Consider the following 20,756-nt stretch of genomic DNA (forward strand, 5'->3'; position numbering starts at 1 on the left):
TTCGCCTGCGTCGCGAACACCCGGCGCCGTCAGGCGGACTCCTCGACGCGCTTGGCCGCACGCTGCCGCCGGTGGGCGGCCATCCGGACCGGCGAGTTCGCCGCGCCGTCGCCGGCGTAACCGCCGATGCGTTGCACCACCTCGAAAAACACGCGGCCGCCCAGTACCACCGTGAAGAAGTGCAGCAGTTCGCCGTGCTCGTCGCGGTCGTAGAGCACCGACTGCTGCCGCAACGCCGTCAGCAGCTCGGGGTCCGGGGCCAGCCGGGCGTCGAGGTCGTCGTAGTAGTTGCCCGGAATCTCGAGCAGCGGCGCCCCCAGCTCCTGCATCCGGCGCGCGGACGCGAGCGCATCGCCGGTGGTCAACGCGACGCGCTGCGGCTCGCGCACTCCCGGCGCCCAGTCACCCCGCCGGAGCAGGGCCGATTCGAGCGCGACGCGGACCCGGCCGGACGGGTCGGCCACCGTCCGGCTGCGCACCAGGCCGAACGGCGCGGCGAACTCCGTCACGGGTTCCGGCTCCAGGCCGAGCACCGCACGGTAGAACAACGCCGCTTCGTCGAAGTGGTCGAACGGCTGGGTCAAGGCCAAGTGGTCGATTCCGGTGACACCGGCGCCCGGGCCGGGCGGCTCGGTCAGCGTGAAGTCGCCGAGCCAGCTGTCGCCGGTGTCGGCGCCGGTGCGGCAGAAGAAGACCGAGGTCCCGTCCGGCGCGGCGATCGCCGACAGGTCCGCTTCGTCCGCGCGGTGGCTGCGCGGCAGGATCGGCGCGAGCAGCCGCTGGGCGCGGCGGGCCGAGCCGACCGGGTCCGCGCTCTCCACCGCGACCGCACCGACCGACGCACCCGCCGAAGAGCCGGCGCTGTTGAGCAGGATCCGCGCGTTTCCCTGCTGCCACAACCGGACCGGCTTGGACCGGTGGTGGCCGGCTTCGGTGAAACCGAGGCCGGCCAACGCCTCCGCCAGCGGAGGCTCCGCCACGTCGTCGACCGCCAGCTCGACGAACGCGTGCCCGGCCAGCGCCGGCGCCGGCGGCAGCTGGGCGACCCCGAGCGTCTCCTGCAGGACGAGCAGGGACCGCATCGCGTCGACGGCCGCCGGCACCGGATCGGCCTGGCGGAAGACGTCGTTGAACACTTCCAGCGACAACGGGCCGCGGTAGCCGGCCGCGAGCACGTGCCCGGTGAACGTCGTCAGGTCGAACGCGCCCTGGCCGGGGAAGAGCCGGTGGTGCCGGCTCCACTGCAGGACGTCCATCTGCAGCCGCGGCGCGTCGGCCAGCTGCAGGAAGAACAGCTTCTCGCCCGGGATCGTCCGGATCGCGGCCGGGTCGCTGCCGCGCGAGAGGATGTGGAAGCTGTCCAGGCACAGCCCGAGGGCGGGGTGGGCGGCGCGGCGCACGATGCGCCACGAGTGCTCGTAGGTGTTGACGAACCGGCCCCACGCCAAGGCTTCGTAGGCGATCCGGATCCCCCGCGCGGCGGCGTGTTCGGCCAGCAGGTGCAGCTGCTCGGCGGCGAGGTCGTCGTCGTCGACCGCGTCCGGTGACACCGACGAGCACACCAGCATCGTGTCGGCGCCGAGCTGGTCCATGACGTCGAACTTGAGCTCCGCGCGCCGGAGGTTGCGGGCCAGCACGTCCGGCGGCACCGCTTCGAAGTCGCGGAACGGCTGGTACAGGTCGATCGACAGCCCCAGTTCCGCGCAGTGCTCGCTGATCTCCTTCGCCGACCACGACGAGGCGACGAGGTCGTTCTCGAAGATCTCCACCCCGTCGAACCCGGCGCGCGCGGCCGCGGTCAGCTTGTCTTCCAGCGTCCCGGACAGGCAGACGGTGGCGATCGAACGGCGGAACTCAGTCGAGGACATCGGCAGGCTGCCTTTCCAGGGGTGGCGTACGGGTCAGGTCGGTGAAGTGGCGCAGCATCCGCCCGGCGTCGGGCCGGGCGCCGGTGAAGAGGGCGAACGCCTCGGCGGCCTGGAACACCGCCATGCGGCCACCGTCGAGGACCCGCGCCCCGAGCGCGCGGGCGGTGCGGACCAATTCGGTCTCGAGCGGCCGGTAGACCACCTCGGCGACCCACAGGTCCGGGCGCAGCAGTCCGGCGGGCAGCGGCAGCCCCGGGTGGGCGGCCATGCCGGTCGGGGTGGCGTGCACGAGCCCGTCCGCGGCGCCGATCGCCGCCTCCAGGTCCGTTCCCGCCGATGCGCGGCCGGCCCCGAACCGGCCGGCGAGGGCGCCGGCCAGCTCGGCGGCCCGGCCGGCGTCGAGGTCGAAGACCTCAACCCGACCGGCGCCGGCCGTGAGCAGGCCGTGGGCCACCGCCGCGCCGGCCCCGCCCGCTCCGAGCACCACGACAGCGCCGAGGTCCACGCCGGGCAGTCCGGTCCGCAGGCCACGGGTGAAGCCGGACCAGTCCGTGTTGTGCCCGACCGCGCGGTCACCTTCGAACACGACGGTGTTGACCGCGGCCAGCGCCGCCGCGTCGGGAGACAGCTCGTCCAAGTGCTGGAGCACCACCTGCTTGCACGGGTGGGTGATGTTCAGGCCGCGATACCCGGCTTCGCGAGCCTCGGCCAGCAGCGGACCCACAGCCACGCCCTGGATGTCGTGCTCGTCGAGGTCGAACCGGGCGTAGACCAGTTCCAGCCCGAGCCGGTCGGCCTCGGCCTCGTGCAGCGGCGGGCTCAGCGACGGTCCGATGCCCGCGCCGATCAGCCCGGTGAGCACCGTGCCCGGCGTGGCCCGCGCCGCGTGGGCGCGGATCGCGTCGGCGGCTGATGACAAGGTCACGCGCACTCCCGTAATGTACGAACCAGTACGTTATTTGTACCTCACGGTGTCGCCGCCGTGAAGAACCCCGGCTCCGCGGCGACGGCCTAGAGTGGGAACCCCAGCTGAAGCGAGGAAGGAACTCCGTGGCAGCACCATCGGCGGACGAAGTGGTGAACAGCGGACCCGAACGCATCCGCGACGCCGACCGGACCCGCGCGGAGATCCTCGACACGGCCGCCCGCGAGTTCGCCGAAAAGGGCTTCGACGGTGCCCGGGTCGACGAGATAGCCGCGAAGACCCGCACCACCAAGCGGATGATCTACTACTACTTCACCAACAAGGACCAGCTGTTCGTCGAGGTGCTCGAACGCGCCTACACGGTCATCCGCTCCCTCGAGCAGCACCTCGACGTCGACCACCTCGACCCCGCCGAGGCGATCCGGCAGCTCGCCGGGCTCACGTTCGACCACCACGAGTCCCACCCGGACTTCGTGCGGCTGGTCAGCATCGAGAACATCCACCGCGCCGAGCACATCGCGCGGTCGACCGCACTGTCCAACCTGGCCAATCCGGCCCTCGAAGTGCTCACCCGCATCCTCGCCCGCGGCCGCGAAGCGGGGCAGTTCCGCGACGACGTCGACGCGCTCGACGTGCACATGGCCATCAGCGCGTTCTGCGTGTTCCGCACCGCGAACCGCTACACGTTCAACGCCATCTTCGACCGCGACATGCTCGACCCGGCGCTGCGCGACCACCACCGGCGCATGGTCGCCGACATGCTCGTCAGCTACCTGACGACGCGCTGACCTCACGCGATCCGCACGATCCGGTCGGCGACCGGCGGGTAGCGCGCGAGCACTCCGGGGTCGTGACCGGGGATGACGGGGCCGGCACCGGCCAGCTCCTTGACCCGGTCGAAGGCGCCGTACACCCCGGTCATCGAGTGCAGCAGCGGCGCCGGACGGTCGTGCTCGAGGTTCTCGTGGAAGTGACTGGCGTCCGACGCCAGCACAACCGCGCCGGCGGCGGTTTCGACGCGGACGACCTGCATCCCGGCGGTGTGCCCGCCGACCAGGTGGACACCCAAGCCGGGCACGACCTCGGCGTCGCCGTCGACGAGGTCGACCGCCCCGGCGCGCACGTGTTCGAGAGCTGCTTCGTCGAGCAGCCACCGCTCCCGCTCGATCCGCTTCGCCCACGGCCCGGTCCAGTAGTCCAGTTCGGACTGCTGGACCGTGAACCGCGAGCCGGGGAAGCCGGCCACCGCGCCGCAGTGGTCGTAGTGCAAGTGCGTGAGGACGACGTGACCGACCACCTTCGGGTCGACGCCGAACTCGGTGAGCAGCCGGACGGGATCGACGTAGTCCAATCCGGACACTTCGCGAGCCCGCTCCGCACGGATACCGGCGTCCACGACCACCGTGTGCTCCGGCGACACCGCGAGCCAGATGTAGTAGGCGGTCGGGTGGGGTTCCGCGGAATCTCCGCCGTAGCCCAGGAAGTGTTCGCCGCGGTACCCGGTCCGCCGGCCGTAGCACAGGGCGTAGACCTCGAACACGCTCACCGCGGGACGCCGGCCTCGCTCCGGTCCGGCGCCGGCTCCTTGAGGCCGAGCTGCGCGGTGGGCACCCGGTAAGTCTCCTTCCCGGTGGCGACGGCGATCGCGTTCACCAGGCACAGCGCGGCGGTGAAGACGGCGACGCCCAGCCACGCGCCCCGGCCCGTCCCGGTCATCCCGACCGCGATGGTGGGCAGGAAACCGCTGATCGCGAACCCGATCTGGGTCCCGATCGCGGTGCCCGACAAGCGCACCCGGGCGGGGAACATCTCGCCGTAGAACGACGGCCACACGGCACTCGTGGCGGTGTAGACGATCCCGAACATCCCGATACCGACGACGAAGATCCACAGGTAACTCCCGGCCTCGATGGCACCGAGGTACGCGAAGATCAGGACGGCGCAGCCCAGCGATCCCGCGATGAAGATCCGCTTGCGCCCGACGCGGTCGGAGAACTTCGCCCACAACGGGATCGAGACGACGGCGGCGACGTTGGCCAGCACACCGACCCACAGCATGGGCGTCCTGCTCAGGCCCACCGTGTTCACGGCGTAGCTGAGCGCGTAGACGGTGAAGATCGTGCTCACCGAAGCGATCAACGCGGCCACGACCACGCGCAGGACGTCGGCCCAATGGTCCCGCAACAGGATGGCCAAGGGGAGCTTCGCGACCTCGCCGCTCGCGACCTCCTCCTGGAACACCGGCGTCTCTTCCAGCGAACGGCGGATGTAGTAACCCACCAGCACCACGACGGCGCTGAGCCAGAACGGCACCCGCCAGCCCCAGGACAGCAGCTCTTCCTGCGGCAGTGCGGCCACCGGCAGGAAGACGGCCGTGGCCAGGATCTGCCCGGCTTGCGTGCCGCTGAGGGTGAAGCTCGTGTAGTAGGCGCGCCGGTGTTCCGGGGCGTGCTCGAGGCTCATGGAGTTCGCGCTGGCCTGCTCACCGCCGGCGGACAAGCCCTGCAGCAACCGCAGCACGACCAGCAGGATCGGCGCGGCCACACCCAGCGAGCCGTAGCCCGGCAGGCAGCCGACGAGCACGGTGGACAACCCCATCAGCAGCAGGGTGGCCAGCAGGACGCGCTTGCGGCCGAACTTGTCACCGAGGTGCCCCAGCAGCAGCGCCCCGAGCGGCCGCGACACGTAGCCGACCCCGAAGGTCGACAGCGCCAGCAGCGTGCCGGTCGCCGGCGACGAGGCGGGGAAGAAGATCTTGTTGAAGACCAGCGCCGCCGCTGTGCCGTAGATGAAGAAGTCGTAGTACTCGAGCGCGCTGCCGATCCACGCGGCCAAGGCTGCCTTGGCGGGCTTGCCCGCGGTCGGGGCGCCCGCTGCGCCGTCCGGACGATCAGTCACGTCGTTCTCCTCCGCGGATGCACCCTTGCAGTCCAGTGAACTAACCGGTTAGGTATGTACCGTACGGTTAATTAGAGAGACTGAAGGGCGCTCGCGAGCTTGTCAAGTACTCCTTGTCCCCTTTGATGAGCGTGACCGCAACCAGGTCGACCGGTGGCTCACGGCACATCGGCCCGTTCGGCGGCGCGGATGGTGGCGTCGGCGTCCGCCTGGACGAGGAAGCCGTCGCGGACGTTCTGGGTCGTGACCTGGCGGACCGCGCGGACGTACTGCGCATGGGTCGGGTAGAGCTCGCGCAAAGTGGTGCCGTCGAACGGGATCCAGGTGCCGCCCTGCGCGCAGGCGCTGTCGCGGTCGGGGGTGAGACCGCTGTTCCAGCCCGTGTTGCGTTCGGTCGGCGCGGCGACCGCGGCGAGCCGGATGCCGCCCTTGATGATCTGGTAGGCGTCCCGGTTGGCCGTGGCCGGCCTGGTCGAGCTGTCGGTCACCTCGATCCGCGGGGCGGCGGGTGGCCGGGTACCGCGGACGACCCAGCGGACGATGTGGTCGAACATCGCGTCGAGCACGTACTCGTAGGGCACGTTGCTGCGGGCCGGCGCCACGCAGGGCGCGGTCGGCCCCGCCGGCAGGCCCGACACTCCCGCGTCGCGGAGCCGGATCGGGTTGTTCACCAGGTAGGCGTGCCGGTCGGAGTGGGACGCGCCCGCGATCTCCCAGTAGCCGAACCGCCCGGTGTCCGGCTGGCGGCGAGCGGCCTGGCCGGCGAGCACGTCGTACTCGCTCGCCGTCTTGAACACCTTGGTGGTCAGGTCGGTCCGCACCGGGCCGCCGCCGTCGACGATCGTGATGGCGTCGTACACCGGTGCGATCGGGTGAACGGAGTTCGCGTACGTGGTCAGCCGGGACGCCGACTGCGACTGGCCGGTCGCGATCACCGTCCGCACGTCGAGTCCCGGCACCGGGTTCGCGCCGCGTGGATGACGCAGGGCCTGAGCGGCCTGACTGAACACGTCGTAGGACAGCGCGTCGTCGGTGACCGTGCCGCCGTCGGTCAGGTCGAGTGAGCCGTACCGATCAGGGCTCCACGCCTTGAGCCCGCGCGGGGAGTGGACGCCCGTGCCCTGGGCACTGACGCCGACCCAGGCGTAACCGGCTTCGAGCAGGTGCCGGAACGAGCGGCTCCACACGACCTCGTAGTCGAACGTGTTGGTCACGTTGTACCACTCGACGACGGCGGTGCCGTTGAACTTCTTCGGTGAGATCGGGCGCCGGACCACGATTCTCGTCCGGTACGCGTGCCCTCCGTCGACGACCGTGCCGGTGGCACCGTCCGGCGTCGTGTAGCGGTTGGCGGTTCCTTCGACGAAGTACTCCTCTTCGACGTACCCGTACGCCCGGAGGTTCTGGTCGGTGGCGAAGAACGGGTAGCCGTGGGAGGGGTCGCCGGGTTTCGCCTTCGCAGGGATCGGGCCGGTGACCACCGGCGAAGGCACGGCCGCCGGGCTCGCCGGCGCCGATCCGGCGGCCGCGGCCGGGCCGGTCACCATGCCGGCCAGAAGTGCCGCGACGACAAGGAAAACGCGCATTTCAGTACACCTCGATCTCGCCGGTGGCCGGAAAGTCCTTTGTGGACGTGAAGTCGTCTCCTCCGACTCGACAGAGGTCCACTAGGTGGACCTGGCGAACCGTCTCACGGAACGACCATAGGGCGCAGTTCCCCGCGAGCGCAATACGCCCGGCGGCCGCAGCGTTCCGGAAGGCCGTCCAGGGCAACGCCGGCGAGCCTCTTCCGACGCCGCTGCTGTCACACCCTTCCCTATTCCGGCACCGGGGCGTATATGTAACTACCTAGTACGTTCACGGGCAAGGAGGCCGCGTGACCGCTCGAGACGGCCGTTTACCCGTCCCGTCCCTCCCCGCATCCGGCACCGCCGGTACACAACGACGCCTCGGCATCGCGACGGCCTGCCTGTCCGGCACCCTCGACGACAAACTGTCCGCCGCCGCGGCGGCCGGCTTCCACGGCGTCGAAGTCTTCGAACACGACCTCGTGGCGTCCTCGTGGTCACCGGGACGGGTACGCCGGGAATGCGCCCGGCTCGGCCTGTCGATCGACCTGTACCAGCCGTTCCACGATTTCGAGGCCGTCCCGCCGGACGTGCTCGCCACCAATCTCCGCCGCGCCGGGCGGAAGTTCGACGTGCTGGAGCAACTGGGCACGGACACCTTGCTGGTCTGCTCGTCCACTTCACCGGACGCGGTGGACGACGACGACCTCGCCGCCGAACAGCTGCACCTGCTCGCCGACCGGGCCGCGGCCCGTGGGCTGCGGATCGCCTACGAGGCACTGGCCTGGGGCCGGTTCGTCCACACCTACCAGCACGCCTGGCGGATCGTGCGCCGCGCCGGCCACCCCGCGCTGGGTCTGTGCCTGGACAGCTTCCACGTGCTCTCCCGCGGCGGCGATCCCGCGGGAATCCGCGTCGTGCCCGCGGAGAAGATCTTCCACCTGCAACTCGCGGATGCCCCGCGCCTCGTCATGGACGTGCGGGAGTGGAGCCGGCACCACCGGTCGTTCCCCGGGCAGGGCTCGTTCGACCTCGCCGGTTTCGCCGGTCACGTGCTCGCGACCGGGTACGCGGGCCCGCTGTCGCTCGAGGTGTTCAACGACGTCTACCGCCAGACCGACCCGTGGCACGCGGCCGTCGACGCGATGCGCTCGCTGCTCGCGATGCAGGAGTCCGTCGTGATGAGCGGCCTTCCGCCGGCGTCCCCGCTCGGCGGGCACGTGTTCACCGAACTCACCGTGGACGAGGTGTCGGGCCCGGCGATGGCGCACACGCTGACGAGGCTGGGGTTCACCCACACCGGGCAGCACCGCTCCAAGCCCGTCCAGCTGTGGCAGCAGGGCGAGGCCAGGATCCTGCTCAACCACGGGTCACAACGGACGGTCGCCCCGGGGACGGCGATGATTTCCGCACTGGCGCTGGAAAGCAGCGACCCGGCCGGTTCGGCCCGGCGTGCCGAACGCCTCCTGGCGCCCGTGCTGCCCCGGACCCGCCGCCCCGAGGAGGCGGACCTGTCTTCGGTGGCCGCGCCCGACGGCATGGAGATCTTCTTCTGCCGCAACGACGGCTGGCCGGACGACTTCGTCCCCACCGGCCACGCGCTCCCCCCGGCCCTGCTGACCGGTACCGACCACGTGTCGCTCACCGAGTCGGTCGACGACTTCGACCAGAGCTCGCTGTTCTACCGATCGGTGCTCGGGCTCGAACCGGACCGCACCGTCGAGCTGACCGCGCCGTTCGGGCTGATCCGCAGCCGGGCGGCGAGCGATCCGGCCCACCACGTCCGGATCACCCTCAACACCGCACCACTGCGCCGGGGCGACTGGGCACCCGCGGTCCCCAACCCCCAGCACGTCGCGTTCACCACCGGCGACATCTTCGCCGCCGCGAAGGCCGCCCGCGGAAGCGTGCTGCGCATCCCGGGCAACTACTACGACGACCTCGACGCCCGCCTCGCCCTGCCGGCCGAGCGGCTCGCCACCCTGCGCGCGCACTCCGTGCTCCACGACCGCGACGAGCACGGCGAGTACCTCCACTTCTACACCGGGATCGTCGGCTCACGGGTGTTCTTCGAAGTGGTGCAACGCGTCGACGGCTACGCCGGGTACGGCGCGGCCAACACTGCCGTGCGCATGGCCGCGCACCGCCGCAGCCGGCTGAGCGCTCTCCGGGAGACGGCGGACGCGCACGACCACGGGCACGACTACTCCCTGGCCCACCTGACCGCGCTGAGCCTGTCCCCGCCCGAACTCGTGGCCGCGGCGGCGAACGCCGGCTATCGCTACGTCGGCCTGCGCCTGACCCGGGTGACCCGGGAGGAACCGCACTACCCGCTGGCGACCGATCCCGCGCTCATGCGCGCGACGAAAGCACGTCTGGCGGCCACGGGGATCGAGGTCCTCGACATCGAGCTCGCCCGGATGGGCCCCACCGACGAGCCACGCGACTTCCTGCGCGTCCTCGAAGCCGGCGCCGAGCTGGGCGCCCGGCACGTCATCACGCAACTGCCGGACCCCGATCCGGTCCGCAAGGTCGACCACTTCACCGAACTGTGCGACCTGGCCCGCCCGCTCGGCCTGACCCTCGACCTGGAGTTCCCGTCCTGGACCGAAACCGGCGACCTCACCGAGGCCGTCCGCGTCCTGCGCGCCGCCGGCCGGCCCAACGCGGGTCTCCTGATCGACGTGCTGCACTTCGCCCGCTCCGGCTCCGGCATCAACGAACTCGGCGAGCTGCCGCGTGAGTGGTTCCACTTCGCCCACGTCTGCGACGCGCCCGGCGAAATCCCCGCCACGACCGCCGGCCTGATCTACACCGCCCGCTTCGAGCGCCTGTTCCCCGGTGAAGGTGGACTCGACGCGCCCGGCATCCTCGCCGCGCTCCCACCCGGAATCCCGTACACCTTGGAAATCCCCCGCGCCATGCTCGTTGCCCAGGTCGGCGCGAGCGAACACGCCCGCCTCGCCCTGGCAGCCACCCGACGCCACCTCAACGCGGTCAGCCCGGCGGCACTCCGCCCCTGACGGCCTCTTGCCGGGTCAGGCGACGAACTGCTCTTCCGGCGTGACGCCGCGCCGGGCGGACGCCGGAGCTCGCTCGGGGCGCAGTCCCACGCCGACGAGGTACACCGCCAACGTCCGCAGGATCGGCGACCACTGCGCCGCGGTCATGATCCAGCCCGCCGGACCTGCCTGCCTCCCGGACCCGAGGGGGCCGGCGAGGTCGGCGTGCATGATCCGCTGCAGGGCCTGCACCAGCAGCAGGGACGGCAACCGGCGCCGCCGGATCCGGGCGAGGTCGGCTCCGCGCACCGCACCCCGCTGCAACCGCCCGGCCAGCAGGGTCGCGGTCGCGACGGCGTCCTGGACGGCGAGGTTGATGCCCACGCCCCCGACCGGCGACATGGCGTGCGCGGCGTCCCCGATGCACAGCAAGCCCTCGACGTGCCATCGGCGCCGCCGGTTGAGCCGGACGTCGAGAAGCTTGACGTCGTCCATCGAGACCAGCTCGCCGACCCGGTCGGCGTACTCCGGGAGCAGTTCGGCCACATCGCGCCGGAACGCGTCGATTCCGCGAGCACGCAGCCGGCTGTCGGTGCCCTTGCGGGCGACATAGCCGATCTGGAAGTAACCCTCCCGCGGGATGACGATCGCGAAACGTCCCCGGCCCGGCCGCCGGGTCAGCTGTTCGACCTGCTCGCCCGCGCGACGCGAAAGCCGGAACCACCAGGTGTCGAACGGAACTTCGAACTCGGTCACCCCCAACCCGGCCGCCGCGGGCAGGACCGAATTCCGGCCGTTGCACACCACCGTGAGGTCCGCCCGGATCTCACCCTTCCCGCCGCCGGGACCGCTCGTGCGGTAGCGGACCCCGGCGACCCGGCCGCGCTCCCGGATCAGCGAGGTCACCGCGGTCCCCGTTTCGAGCCGGAACGACGGTTCCGCCCGCGCGGCGTCGGCCAGCAGGTTCAGCAGGTCCCACTGGGGAACGATCGCCACATACGGATGCCGCACTCCCCACCTGCGCAACGCACCGAAATCACCGATCCGCCGGACCCCGCCGGCTCCGTCGGGCAGGACCACGTCGGTGATCCGCGTCTGGGGCAGCCGCGCGAAGCGCTCCCCCAGTCCCAGCTCGTCGAGCAGCTGCAGGGTCGCCGGATGCACGGTGTCGCCGCGGAAGTCGTGCAGGAAGTCCTCGTGCTTCTCCAGCACGGTGACCTCGACGCCGGCCCTCGCGAGCAGCAGTCCCAGCACCATGCCCGCCGGGCTACCGCCCACGACGCAACACGTCGTCCGCTCCACCACGCCCCCGCTCCCCCGTCGGCTGCACCCCACCACCTTCTACACCCGACGGGCCGGCGGTTCCGGGCCCGCGGCGCGGACGGGAGTATCCAGGGCAGCTTTGCCGCGCGAACGTTCCCTAGGAGGACCGGCGGATGTGCTGCGCGGCCAGGTAACCGAAGACCAGCCCGGCTCCGATCTGGCACCCCGCCCCCGGGTACTCCGAGGCGGTCGCCGACATCGCGTCGTTGCCGCACGCGTACAGCCCTCGCACCGGATCACCGTGCTCGGCGAGGACCTGGGCGTGCGCGTTGATGCGGAGGCCCAGCGTGGTCGCCAACGGGGTGGGGACCACGGCGATCGCGCAGAACGGCGGCTTTTTGATGGCCCCGAGGTGGTTCGCCGCTTCGATCGTCCTCTTCAGACCGTCCGGGTCGACGCCGATCGTCTCGGCGAGTCCTTCGATCGTCTGTCCGATGTGGAGGTATCCGTCCTCGATGTGCCGGCGGAGAACGCGCTCGCGGGCGTGGGGACGGATCAGGCCCAGCCCGTACCGCTTCAGCGTGTGCGCGTCGAGGATCAGCCACGCCGGGATCGCGTCCGGCGCGGCGTACATCGCCCGGACGAACCGGTGGTAGGACACCGACTCGTCCACGAACCGCCGGCCCGCCGCGTTCACCGCCACGATGCCCGGCTTGGCCCGATCCCAGATGTGCGGGAAAACCGCCGTGGAACCGTCCGCCCGACGCCCGAGCGAACTCGGGAACCACAACGCGTTGTCGTCGCGCGGCTCGGCCAGGACACCGCCGGCCGACCGGGCCAACACGATGGTGTCGCCCGTGGCGCCTTCGGCGGCCGGCGTGAACTGCGGCGTCGGCGACGGCAGGTGCTCGGCGCGCAGGTCCGGGTTCGCCGGGAACCCGCCGCCGGCCAGGACGACACCACGACGGGCGGAGAGCCGGACGACGTGACCGCGGTGGGACACGACCGCACCCGTCACCCGACCCGAATCATCGGTCGTCAGCTCGGTAGTGCGCGCGGTGAACCAGACTTCCCCGCCGCGGCGCGTGAGCTGGTCGTAGAGGGCGGCGACGAGCGCGTTGCCCATCGTCAGGCGCGTCCCACGAGGGTGGCGGAGACGGTCGAGCGCCCACCTCGCGCCGAGGCGGAGGGCCAGTGCCGTCGCGCGTACCGAGCCGTCGAACACCTTCAGCAGCTGGTCGGCTTCGCTCCGGCGGACCATGAGCGTCCCGCCGAACAATGCGAACTCACGAATCGGCCACCGGACGCGGCCGAAGCCGGCGAGCCGCCGGGCGTCGAACGGGTGCGGTTCCAGCGCCCGGCCGATCCCCGAGCCCGGCAGTTCCGGGTGGTAGTCGGCGACGCTCGCCGAATGCCGGAACCGGAGCCCGAGCCGTTCGAAGTACTCGATCGCCTCGGCCCCGTGGCGCAGGGAGGACTCCCGCAGTTCGCGTGGTGCGCGATCGCCGACGAGCGCGTCGAGGTACCGGCGTGCCGCCGCGAGGTCGGCGGCCGGGTCGGGCTGGCGCCGGTGGCCCGGGATCCAGGACGTTCCGGCCGAGTAGGCGCTCGTGCCACCGAGCCACTCCGTCTTCTCCAGCACCAGCACCGAAAGTCCCCCGGCGGCCCCGGCGACGGCCGCCGCGAGACCGGCCGCGCCGGAGCCGAGGACGAGCAGATCGACCGTGCGGCCGGTCACGCCCGGCCCGGCAGCACGGCCGGCAGGATCGACGTCGGCATCGGGCCCTTGTTCCGCCGGCCCTGCGTCGTCTCTTCCCAGGCGTGAGCCAGGATTCCGACGCTGCGGCTGAGCACGAACAACCCCCGCGCGAGCGGCGGGGGGAACCCCAGCTCGGCGTAGATCACCGCGGTGGCGCCGTCGATGTTCATCGGGATCGGCTTGGCCCGGCCCTGGTTCAGCAGTTCCTCCACCGCACGCGCCGCGCGCAGGTGGTTCCCCGCCACGACACCGTCGGCGACGGCCGCGTCGACCAGCCCCAGCAAGGGATCCCGGCGCGGGTCACGCGGGTGGAAGCGGTGACCGAAGCCGGGCAGGTAGCGGCTGTGCTTCCGGAAGCCCGTCACGGCGGCTTCGGTCGCGGCTTCGAGGGAATCACCGGCGGCTTCGCGCTCGACGATCGCCGACAGCAGCTCCACGCACTGTTGCCCGGCGCCGCCGTGGGAGTCGCCCAGCGCGTTGACCCCGGACGCCATCGCGTTGTTCAGGCCCACGCCGCAGGTCGCCGTCATCCGCGCGATCGCGATGGACGGTGCTTGGGGACCGTGGTCCACCGACGCCACCATCGCGGCTTCGAGCAACGCCGCTTCCCGGGCCGACGGGCTCGTCCCCCGCACCATCAGCCAGATCGTGGCGACAAAACCGTGGGAGCCGATCAGCTCCTGCACCGGGATTCCGCGCAGCTCGACCACGCCCGGTTCCATGCGGCAGATCGCGGTGGCCCACCAGTCGGCCACGGCCGTCGTTCCGGCGTCCATTTCAGTCCTTGTCCACGGGCGCGAACGACCGTTCCGGAGCGGGCCGCGGGATGGGCGGCTCGTCGTTCCACCGGCGGGCCAGCAGCCCGGCTTCGTCGTTGTGTTCGCCGAGCAACGGCGGGCGCGCGCCCGGCCGCAGCGGCTCGCCGTCGACGAGGACGCCGTTGCCGCTGGCCCGCAGGACGCGTTCGGAGCCGCCGGGAAACGGCAGTTCCGTGAAGAAGCCGCGATGGGCGAGCTGTTCGGACTCCAGCGCCTGGGGGACGGTGAGGATCCGGGCCGCCGGCACCCCCGCGCCGGACAGCAGCTGCTCCCATTCGAGCGCGGGCCGCGCTCCCAGGGCCTTGTTCAGCTCGGCGTCGAGGTCCGCGCGGTGGGCCTTGCGGTCCTCGCGATCGGCGAAGCGGGGGTCGGTGGTCAGTTCGGGCCGCCCGACCAGCGAGCACAGGGTGACGAACTGCTCCTGCCGGTTCGCCGCGATGTTCAGCGGGCCGTCCGCGGCGAAGAACGTGCCCGAGGGTGCGGCCGTCGCGTTGTCGCGCCCCATCGGGACCGGCGGGACGCCGCTGATGACGTAGTTCGAGACCGCCCAGCCCATGGCCGAAATGGACGCCTCGAGCATCGAGAGGTCCAAAAACGACCCTTCACCGGTGCGGTCCCGGCCGACCAGTGCAGCCGAGATGGCCAGGGCCGCCATCAGCCCGCCGACGGTGTCGGAGACCGGGAACCCCACGCGCAGGGGTGCCGTCTCCGGCGTGCCGGTCACGCTCATCATGCCCGAGAGGCCTTGGATGATCTGGTCGTAGGCCGGGGCCTGGCTCAACGGCCCGCTTTGGCCGAACCCGGAAATCGCGCAGTACACCAGCCCGGGATTCAGCGCCCGCAGGCTTTCCCAGCCGAAGCCGAGCCGGTCGAGCACGCCGGCCCGGTAGTTCTCGAGGACGACGTCCGCGCCGCGGACCAGATCCTGGAAGAGTGCTCGCTGGCCGGTGTCCTTGAGGTTGAGCTCGATCGACTTCTTGCCCGCGTTCTGCGCCAGGAACGACGTGCCGATCCCGGCCCGGTTCAGGGCCGCGTCCGGTCCCAGGTTCCGGGCGAGGTCGCCCGAACCCGGCAGCTCGATCTTGACCACCTCGGCGCCGAACAGCATCAGCTGGTAGCTGCAGTACGGCCCGGCGAGGACGTTGGTCAGGTCGAGCACCCGGATCCCGCGCAGCGGTCGTTTCGTCATTCCCTCTCCTTGCACCTGGCGACGAGCCCGGCCGGAGTCAGCCGGCGAACGGATGGTCGAATCCCCGCTCGCTCATCCGCGTTGCGGACTCGATGAGATCGGTGACGAACTCGGCGATCCGTTCCTCGGAGAACCGGACCGTGGGACCGCTCAGCGACAACGCCGCGGCGACGGAACCGTTCTTGCCGAGCACGGGGACCGCCACGGCCGACAGGCCCGCTTCACGTTCGCCGTGGCTCACCGCGTACCCCTGGTCCGCCGCCTCGGACAGTCCTTTGTGGATACTGTCGACGTAGTCGGCACCGGCCGGGGAACTGCGCGCGATCCTCTTCAGCAAAGCAGGAGAAGCGTCGCGGAGCAAGACCTTCGACGAAGCACCACCCCACAACGGGAGTTCGTCACCGACCCGCACGACGTGCCGCAGCGGCTGCGGGCTTTCCTGCTGCGCCACGCAAACCCGGTACATGTCCCGCCGCACGTAGAGGTTCACCGTCTCCCGCTGCCGATCGCCGAGCTCGCGCATCAGCTGCATCATCTCCGCCGGCAGTTCCCAGCTCTGCCGCGCGAGGTGCGCCCACCGCCACAGCCCGGGTCCGGCCATGTAGCCCTTGCTGGTCGACCACAGCAACCCGTTGAGCTCCAGGGTCTGCGCCAGCCGGATCGCCGTCGTCTTCGCGAGACCCGTCGCCTTCACGATGTCGGAGATCGTGACGGCCGGCCGCTCGTCGGTCAGCAACCCGAGGATGTCCAGCGCGCGCTGCACGCTCCGCACACCCCCCTCGCCGGACGAGCCCTCGCGCTCCTCGGCCCCGTCAGCCTTCATCTCGGCACACCCTTCGTCGTGTTGCGGGTCCCCGGCCGGTGGACCAGTTCGCAACAGTTTCAGATCCCGCTCTTGCCACCGGCAGGCGGCTCACCGTACGTTACACGGAGTCCGCAGAGCGGTCCAGATGTGCCGTTTGATGGTTCACAAGGGAGTGTGGCGGTGCTGGAGCAAGTCCTCGAAGCCGCAAAATCCGATACCCCGGTCGAGGCCGCCGCGTTCGTCGCCGGGCAGTGGTCCCGAGCCGGATCAAGGGCCGACCGCACCGGTCCCCACCGGCGAAAAGTGGTGTCCACTTCGTTCCTCGCGGACGAGGCCCAGATCTCCCGCGCGGTCCGGTACGCCGCCGCGTCCGCACCCGCTGTCGCCCGCTTGGCCCCGGCCTCCCGCGCGGCGATCCTGGAGCGCGCCTCACGGCTGGCCGAAGACCACCGGGACGACATCGCCCGGCTGATCGCCCTGGAACTCGGGAAGCCCCTCAAGGACGGACGGGGCGAGCTCGACCGCGTCGCCGACACCTTCGCCGTCTGCGCCGCCGAAACCCGGCACATCGGCGGGGAGAACCTGCCGGTCGCCGGCTGGGAACGCGGGGTCGGCAACACGGCACTGACCTACCGCGCGCCGGCCGGGGTGGCCCTGGCGATCACGCCGTTCAACGCTCCGGCGAACCTCCTCGCGCACAAGCTCGGCGCCTCGTTCGCCGCCGGCAACACCACGCTGGTCAAGGCCCCGCCCCAGGCACCGGCCACCACCGCGGCGGTCGTGGCGTTGCTGCTGGAAGCCGGGATGCCACCGGAAGCCGTGCAGCTGCTGCACGGCGGCGGTGACGTCGGCGCCGCCCTCTGCGCGGCCCGCGAGGTCGCCGTCATCAGCTTCACCGGCAGTGCCGAGACCGGCAACGCGGTCGCCCGCGCGGCCGGTGCGAAACGGCTGGTGCTGGAACTCGGCGGCAACGCGGCAACGCTGGTGTGCGCCGACGCCGACATCACCCTCGCCGCCAAAACCTGCGCCCGCACCGGTTACAGCAACTCCGGCCAGAGCTGCATCTCCGTCCAGCGGGTCTACGTGCACCGCAGCCGGTTCGAAGACTTCCTCACCGCGTTCCGCACCGAAGTCGAAGGCCTGCGGGTCGGCGACCCCCTGGACGAGACCACGGACGTCGGCTCGATGGTCGACGACGAAGCCGCCGCCCGCGTCGAAAAGTGGACCGCCGAAGCGGCAGCCGGCGGCGCGCGGGTCTTGCTGGGCGGTACCCGCGACGGGGCCACGCTGCTGCCCACCATCGTCGCCGACCCCGCACCGGACGCCACCGTCGTCGTCGAGGAGGTGTTCGGCGCCCTGGTGGCGGTGCTGCCGTTCGACGACCTCGGCACCGTGATCGCCGCGTGCAACACCAGCCGGTTCGGCCTGCAGGCCGGCATCTTCACCCAGGACATCGGCACGATCTTCACCGCGTGGCGCGAACTGCAGGTCGGCGGGTTGATCGTCAACGGCTCGTCGAACTTCCGCCTCGACCACGTGCCCTTCGGCGGGGTGAAGGACTCCGGCTTCGGCCGCGAATCCCCCGCGCCCATGATCGACGACTACACCGTCGTCAAGACCCTCGTGCTGCGCAACCTGTCCATCTGGGGCGAGCAGTGACCAAAACCGCCGAGCGATAAGAGGAGTCCGACTTCGATGAGCGCCCCCGCCCCGACCATCACCGCCGCCGACGCGCTCGTGCGCCAACTGGAGTCCTACGGCGTCGAGTACGTCTTCGGCCTGTGCGGACACACCAACATCGCCTTCCTGGACGCCTTGGGCCGCAGCCGCATCGAGTTCGTCATGGCGCGCCACGAGCAGGCCGCGGCCCACGCCGCCGACGGCTACGCCCGCGCCACCGGCAAGCCCGGCGTCCTGCTGGTGCACGTCGGCCCCGGCATGATGAACGCGGTCACCGGCGTGGCCACCGCGGCGTTCGACTCGGTCCCGCTGATCACCATCTCCGGCGACGTCCCGTCGTACTACCACGGCCGGCACCCGCACCAGGAAGTCAACCTGCACGCCGACGCCGACCAGACCGCGATCTACCGCCCGTTCGTCAAGCGGGCCTGGCAGGTGCACCGCGCCGAGGACCTCGCCCGGTTCACCGAGCGCGCGTTCTGGACGGCGACCTCGGGCCGCCCCGGTGCGGTGCTGCTCAGCGTCCCGATGGACCACTTCTCCCGCGAAGTCCCGCTCGTCGAGTACCCGCTCGTCGCCCACCCGGCGAAGCCCGCGCTGTCCGACGCCGACGCCCGGCGGATCGCGCAGGCACTGGCCGGCGCCGAACGCCCGCTCGTCTACCTCGGCGGCGGCCTCCGTTCACCGGAAGGACGGGCCGCGCTGCTCGAACTGGTCGAGCACCTCGACATCCCGGTGGCCCACTCCCTGATGGCCAAGGGCACCCTGCCCGACCGCCACCCGCTCGTCATGGGCATGACCGGGTTCTGGGGCCTCGAGCTGACCAACGAGTACACCCGCAAGGCCGACGTCGTGCTGGCCCTCGGGACCCGGTTCGCCGAGACCGACGCCAGCTCGTGGAACTCCGATTACACCTGGGCGTTCCCGCCGGGCCGGCTTATCCAGATCGACCTCGACGCCGCCGAGATCGGCCGCAACTACCCCGTCGAGATCGGCGCGGTCGCCGACGTGAACCACGCCGTTCCGGCCATCGCGGCCGCCGTCAAGGACCTGGTGGCCGAGCCCGTCGACCGGGCCGACGTCCGCGAGCAGATCGGCACCGTCCGCACGGAGCTCTTCTCGGCGAGCCAGGAACGCGGCCGCAGCACCGATTTCCCGCTGCGCCCCGAACGGATCCTGGAGGATCTGCGCACGACGCTGCCCGCGGACGCCGTGCTCGTCACCGACGTCGGGTGGAACAAGAACGGCGTCGCCCAGTGCTACGAGCTGCCCGAAGAGGGCCGGTTCATCACCCCGGGCGGCGCGTCCACGATGGGCTTCGGCCCGGCGGCCGCGGTCGGCGTGCAGCTGGCCCAGCCCGACCGCGTCGTCGTCGCGCTGGTCGGCGACGGCGGGATGAGCGCCCAGCTGCCCGCCGTGCCCCTGGCCGTCGAGCGGGGCCTGCCCGTGCTGTTCGTGGTGATGAACAACCGGGCGCACGGCACGATCGCGGACCTGCAGGCCCACAACTTCGGCCAGAGCTTCGGCTGCGAATTCCGCGACCGGGACGGCAATCCCTTCTCCCCCGACTTCGCGGCCTTCGGCCGGTCCTGCGGCGCCGACGGCTACACCGTCGAACGCCCCGAGGACCTCGCCGCCGCGCTGCGCGAGGCGATCGCGAACCGGCGCCCCGCCGTGCTCGACGTCCCCATGGTCAACGAGCCGGTGCCGACGCCGGGGCACTGGAACATCAACGACATCTACCAAGGCGTCTTCGAATGACCCCCGCCACCGCACACAACGGAGTGTCCCCCATGCACCGACCCGGAATCAGACGACTGCTCGCCTCGCTGACCCTGCTGGCCGCGGGGGCCGCGGCCGCCTGCAGCGCGCCCGGCAGCTCCACGTCGTCCCCCTCGGACACCAGCGGCCCGATCAAGATAGCAGTGGTCAACGCGCAGAGCGGGCAGCTCAGCTCGCTGGGTGCGTGGGAGTACAAGGGCGCGAAGCTGGCTGTCGACCAGTGGAACGCCAAGGGCGGGGTCAACGGCCGCAAGGTCCAGCTCGACGTCTTCGACGACGCCGGCGACCCCACCGTCGGCACCAACCTGGCGCGCAAGATCTCCAGCGAGGGCTACATCGCGATGATCGGCACCGCCGAGAGCGCGGTGACCGTGGCGATGGCACCGGTGCTGCAGCAGGCGAAGATCCCGAGCATCACCTCCGGGCAGTCGCCGGCGATCATCGCGGTGAAGAGCCCGTTCCAGTTCCTCAACGGGCCGACGAGCACGACCTACGACGAGACGCTCGCGAAGTACCTGGTGGACCGGAAGGGCCAGAAGAACATCGCGTTCATCACCAACAACGGCTCCTACGGCAAGGGCGAGCACGACGCGTTCGGCAAGGCGCTGGCCGCTCGCGGCGTCACACCGGTCGACGATCAGGTCGTCACGACCGATCAAAAGGACTTCAGCGCCGCGCTGACCTCGATCCGGCAGAAGAACCCGCAGGTGCTGTTCGTCGGGACCGAGGAGGTCGAGGCGGGGCTGATCGTCAAGCAGGCCCGTGAACTCGGCATCACCGCGACCATCGCCGGCGCCGCCCCGATGGGCACGACGGTGTACCTCACCACGGCCGGAGCGAGCAACGCCGAAGGCACCGTCGTCAGCAGCCCGTACCTCAGCAACGAGACCAGCGACGCGGCCCGGCAGTTCGCCCAGGCCTACAAGGCGGCCTACAACGAGGACGCGGAACTGCACGGCGCCAAGGCCTACGACGGCGCCGGCATCTTCCTGACCGCGCTGAAGACCGGCAACGGCGCGACCGGCCGGCAGCTGGCCGACGCCATCCGCGGCACCAAGTACCCCGGGCTGCTCGGCGAGTTCACGTTCGACCAGACCGGGGTCGGCATCCACGCCACGTCGATCGGTGTCATCACCGGCGGCAAGCTCGTCGCGGCCCCCGCCAGCTGACTCGCCCCCGAGGGGCCGCGCGGAACCGCC

14 protein-coding genes and 2 pseudogenes are annotated in these 20,756 nt (G+C 71.2%); 6 read left to right on the forward strand and 10 right to left on the reverse strand.

The features are described from left to right. Positions 1 to 29: 29 nt before the first annotated feature. Together Q5425_RS44235 and Q5425_RS44240 are read right to left on the reverse strand one after the other, a co-directional pair. Entirely contained in the window at positions 30 to 1,868 is a 1,839-nt protein-coding gene (locus tag Q5425_RS44235) for a TIM barrel protein (RefSeq protein ID WP_308678447.1), read from the reverse strand. Then, on the reverse strand, positions 1,855 to 2,787 hold the full coding sequence (locus Q5425_RS44240; RefSeq protein ID WP_308678731.1) for a shikimate dehydrogenase: 933 nt from the start codon (positions 2,785 to 2,787) through the stop codon (positions 1,855 to 1,857). The genes Q5425_RS44235 and Q5425_RS44240 overlap by 14 nt, the downstream gene beginning before the upstream one ends. Positions 2,788 to 2,918: 131 nt before the next feature. Between Q5425_RS44240 and Q5425_RS44245 the strand changes: the two genes are divergently transcribed. Further along, the gene (locus Q5425_RS44245) at positions 2,919 to 3,581 is read left to right on the forward strand and encodes a TetR/AcrR family transcriptional regulator (RefSeq protein WP_308678448.1); all 663 of its coding nucleotides are present in this window, start codon (positions 2,919 to 2,921) and stop codon (positions 3,579 to 3,581) included. A gap of 2 nt (positions 3,582 to 3,583) precedes the next feature. On the opposite strand, the gene Q5425_RS44250 is transcribed toward Q5425_RS44245, so the two are convergent. The 3 genes from Q5425_RS44250 to Q5425_RS44260 all read right to left on the reverse strand — a co-directional run bounded on the left by Q5425_RS44250 (position 3,584) and on the right by Q5425_RS44260 (position 7,277). Next, entirely contained in the window at positions 3,584 to 4,339 is a 756-nt protein-coding gene (locus Q5425_RS44250) for an N-acyl homoserine lactonase family protein (RefSeq protein ID WP_308678449.1), read from the reverse strand. Beyond that, entirely contained in the window at positions 4,336 to 5,691 is a 1,356-nt protein-coding gene (locus tag Q5425_RS44255; RefSeq protein WP_308678450.1) for an MFS transporter, read from the reverse strand. The genes Q5425_RS44250 and Q5425_RS44255 overlap by 4 nt, the downstream gene beginning before the upstream one ends. Positions 5,692 to 5,849: 158 nt before the next feature. Then, positions 5,850 to 7,277, reverse strand: a complete 1,428-nt coding sequence (locus Q5425_RS44260; protein WP_308678451.1) for an alpha/beta hydrolase domain-containing protein — start codon at positions 7,275 to 7,277, stop codon at positions 5,850 to 5,852. Between the two features lie 368 nt (positions 7,278 to 7,645). Here Q5425_RS44260 and Q5425_RS44265 point away from each other — a divergent pair. Further along, positions 7,646 to 9,421: pseudogene (locus Q5425_RS44265) on the forward strand (bifunctional sugar phosphate isomerase/epimerase/4-hydroxyphenylpyruvate dioxygenase family protein); the annotation flags it as partial. A 102-nt stretch (positions 9,422 to 9,523) separates the two neighbouring features. After that, positions 9,524 to 10,282: pseudogene (locus tag Q5425_RS44270) on the forward strand (sugar phosphate isomerase/epimerase family protein); the annotation flags it as partial. A 15-nt stretch (positions 10,283 to 10,297) separates the two neighbouring features. Here the strand turns inward: Q5425_RS44270 and Q5425_RS44275 are convergent. The 5 genes from Q5425_RS44275 to Q5425_RS44295 form a co-directional block, all read right to left on the reverse strand. Beyond that, the gene (locus tag Q5425_RS44275) at positions 10,298 to 11,518 is read right to left on the reverse strand and encodes an FAD-dependent oxidoreductase (protein ID WP_396135375.1); all 1,221 of its coding nucleotides are present in this window, start codon (positions 11,516 to 11,518) and stop codon (positions 10,298 to 10,300) included. Positions 11,519 to 11,681: 163 nt separating this feature from the next. Next, positions 11,682 to 13,262 carry an FAD-dependent oxidoreductase gene (locus tag Q5425_RS44280; RefSeq protein ID WP_308678453.1) on the reverse strand — a complete coding sequence of 527 codons (1,581 nt, stop codon included), beginning with the start codon at positions 13,260 to 13,262 and terminating at the stop codon, positions 11,682 to 11,684. After that, positions 13,259 to 14,059, reverse strand: coding sequence for a citryl-CoA lyase (locus tag Q5425_RS44285; protein WP_308678454.1), 801 nt, complete (start codon positions 14,057 to 14,059; stop codon positions 13,259 to 13,261). Before Q5425_RS44285 ends, Q5425_RS44280 begins: the two co-directional genes overlap by 4 nt. Position 14,060: 1 nt before the next feature. After that, positions 14,061 to 15,290 carry a CoA transferase gene (locus Q5425_RS44290; RefSeq protein WP_308678455.1) on the reverse strand — a complete coding sequence of 410 codons (1,230 nt, stop codon included), beginning with the start codon at positions 15,288 to 15,290 and terminating at the stop codon, positions 14,061 to 14,063. Positions 15,291 to 15,327: 37 nt separating this feature from the next. Beyond that, positions 15,328 to 16,113 (reverse strand): IclR family transcriptional regulator, encoded by a 786-nt coding sequence (locus Q5425_RS44295; protein ID WP_308678456.1) that lies wholly within the window; start codon positions 16,111 to 16,113, stop codon positions 15,328 to 15,330. Between the two features lie 162 nt (positions 16,114 to 16,275). Between Q5425_RS44295 and Q5425_RS44300 the strand changes: the two genes are divergently transcribed. The 3 genes from Q5425_RS44300 to Q5425_RS44310 are packed head-to-tail and all read left to right on the forward strand — an operon-like array spanning position 16,276 to position 20,726. Then, entirely contained in the window at positions 16,276 to 17,754 is a 1,479-nt protein-coding gene (locus Q5425_RS44300; RefSeq protein ID WP_308678457.1) for an aldehyde dehydrogenase family protein, read from the forward strand. 36 nt (positions 17,755 to 17,790) lie between these two features. Next, the gene (locus Q5425_RS44305; RefSeq protein WP_308678458.1) at positions 17,791 to 19,536 is read left to right on the forward strand and encodes a thiamine pyrophosphate-binding protein; all 1,746 of its coding nucleotides are present in this window, start codon (positions 17,791 to 17,793) and stop codon (positions 19,534 to 19,536) included. A gap of 32 nt (positions 19,537 to 19,568) precedes the next feature. After that, a complete protein-coding gene (locus Q5425_RS44310) occupies positions 19,569 to 20,726 on the forward strand; it encodes an ABC transporter substrate-binding protein (RefSeq protein WP_308678459.1) in 1,158 nt (385 codons plus the stop codon). Positions 20,727 to 20,756 lie beyond the last annotated feature (30 nt).

The organism is Amycolatopsis sp. A133 (assembly GCF_031082405.1).
In the GTDB taxonomy this organism is placed as follows: domain Bacteria; phylum Actinomycetota; class Actinomycetes; order Mycobacteriales; family Pseudonocardiaceae; genus Amycolatopsis.

Coding starts and splice junctions, on each gene's coding strand:
- Q5425_RS44235 (WP_308678447.1), bottom strand. CDS start 1,868: ATGTCCTCGACTGAGTTCCGCCGTTCGATCGCCACCGTCTGCCTGTCC.
- Q5425_RS44260 (WP_308678451.1), bottom strand. CDS start 7,277: ATGCGCGTTTTCCTTGTCGTCGCGGCACTTCTGGCCGGCATGGTGACC.
- Q5425_RS44275 (WP_396135375.1), bottom strand. CDS start 11,518: ATGGTGCTGGGACTGCTGCTCGCGAGGGCCGGCGTCGAGGTCACCGTG.
- Q5425_RS44285 (WP_308678454.1), bottom strand. CDS start 14,059: ATGGACGCCGGAACGACGGCCGTGGCCGACTGGTGGGCCACCGCGATC.
- Q5425_RS44290 (WP_308678455.1), bottom strand. CDS start 15,290: ATGACGAAACGACCGCTGCGCGGGATCCGGGTGCTCGACCTGACCAAC.
- Q5425_RS44295 (WP_308678456.1), bottom strand. CDS start 16,113: ATGAAGGCTGACGGGGCCGAGGAGCGCGAGGGCTCGTCCGGCGAGGGG.
- Q5425_RS44305 (WP_308678458.1), top strand. CDS start 17,791: ATGAGCGCCCCCGCCCCGACCATCACCGCCGCCGACGCGCTCGTGCGC.
- Q5425_RS44310 (WP_308678459.1), top strand. CDS start 19,569: ATGCACCGACCCGGAATCAGACGACTGCTCGCCTCGCTGACCCTGCTG.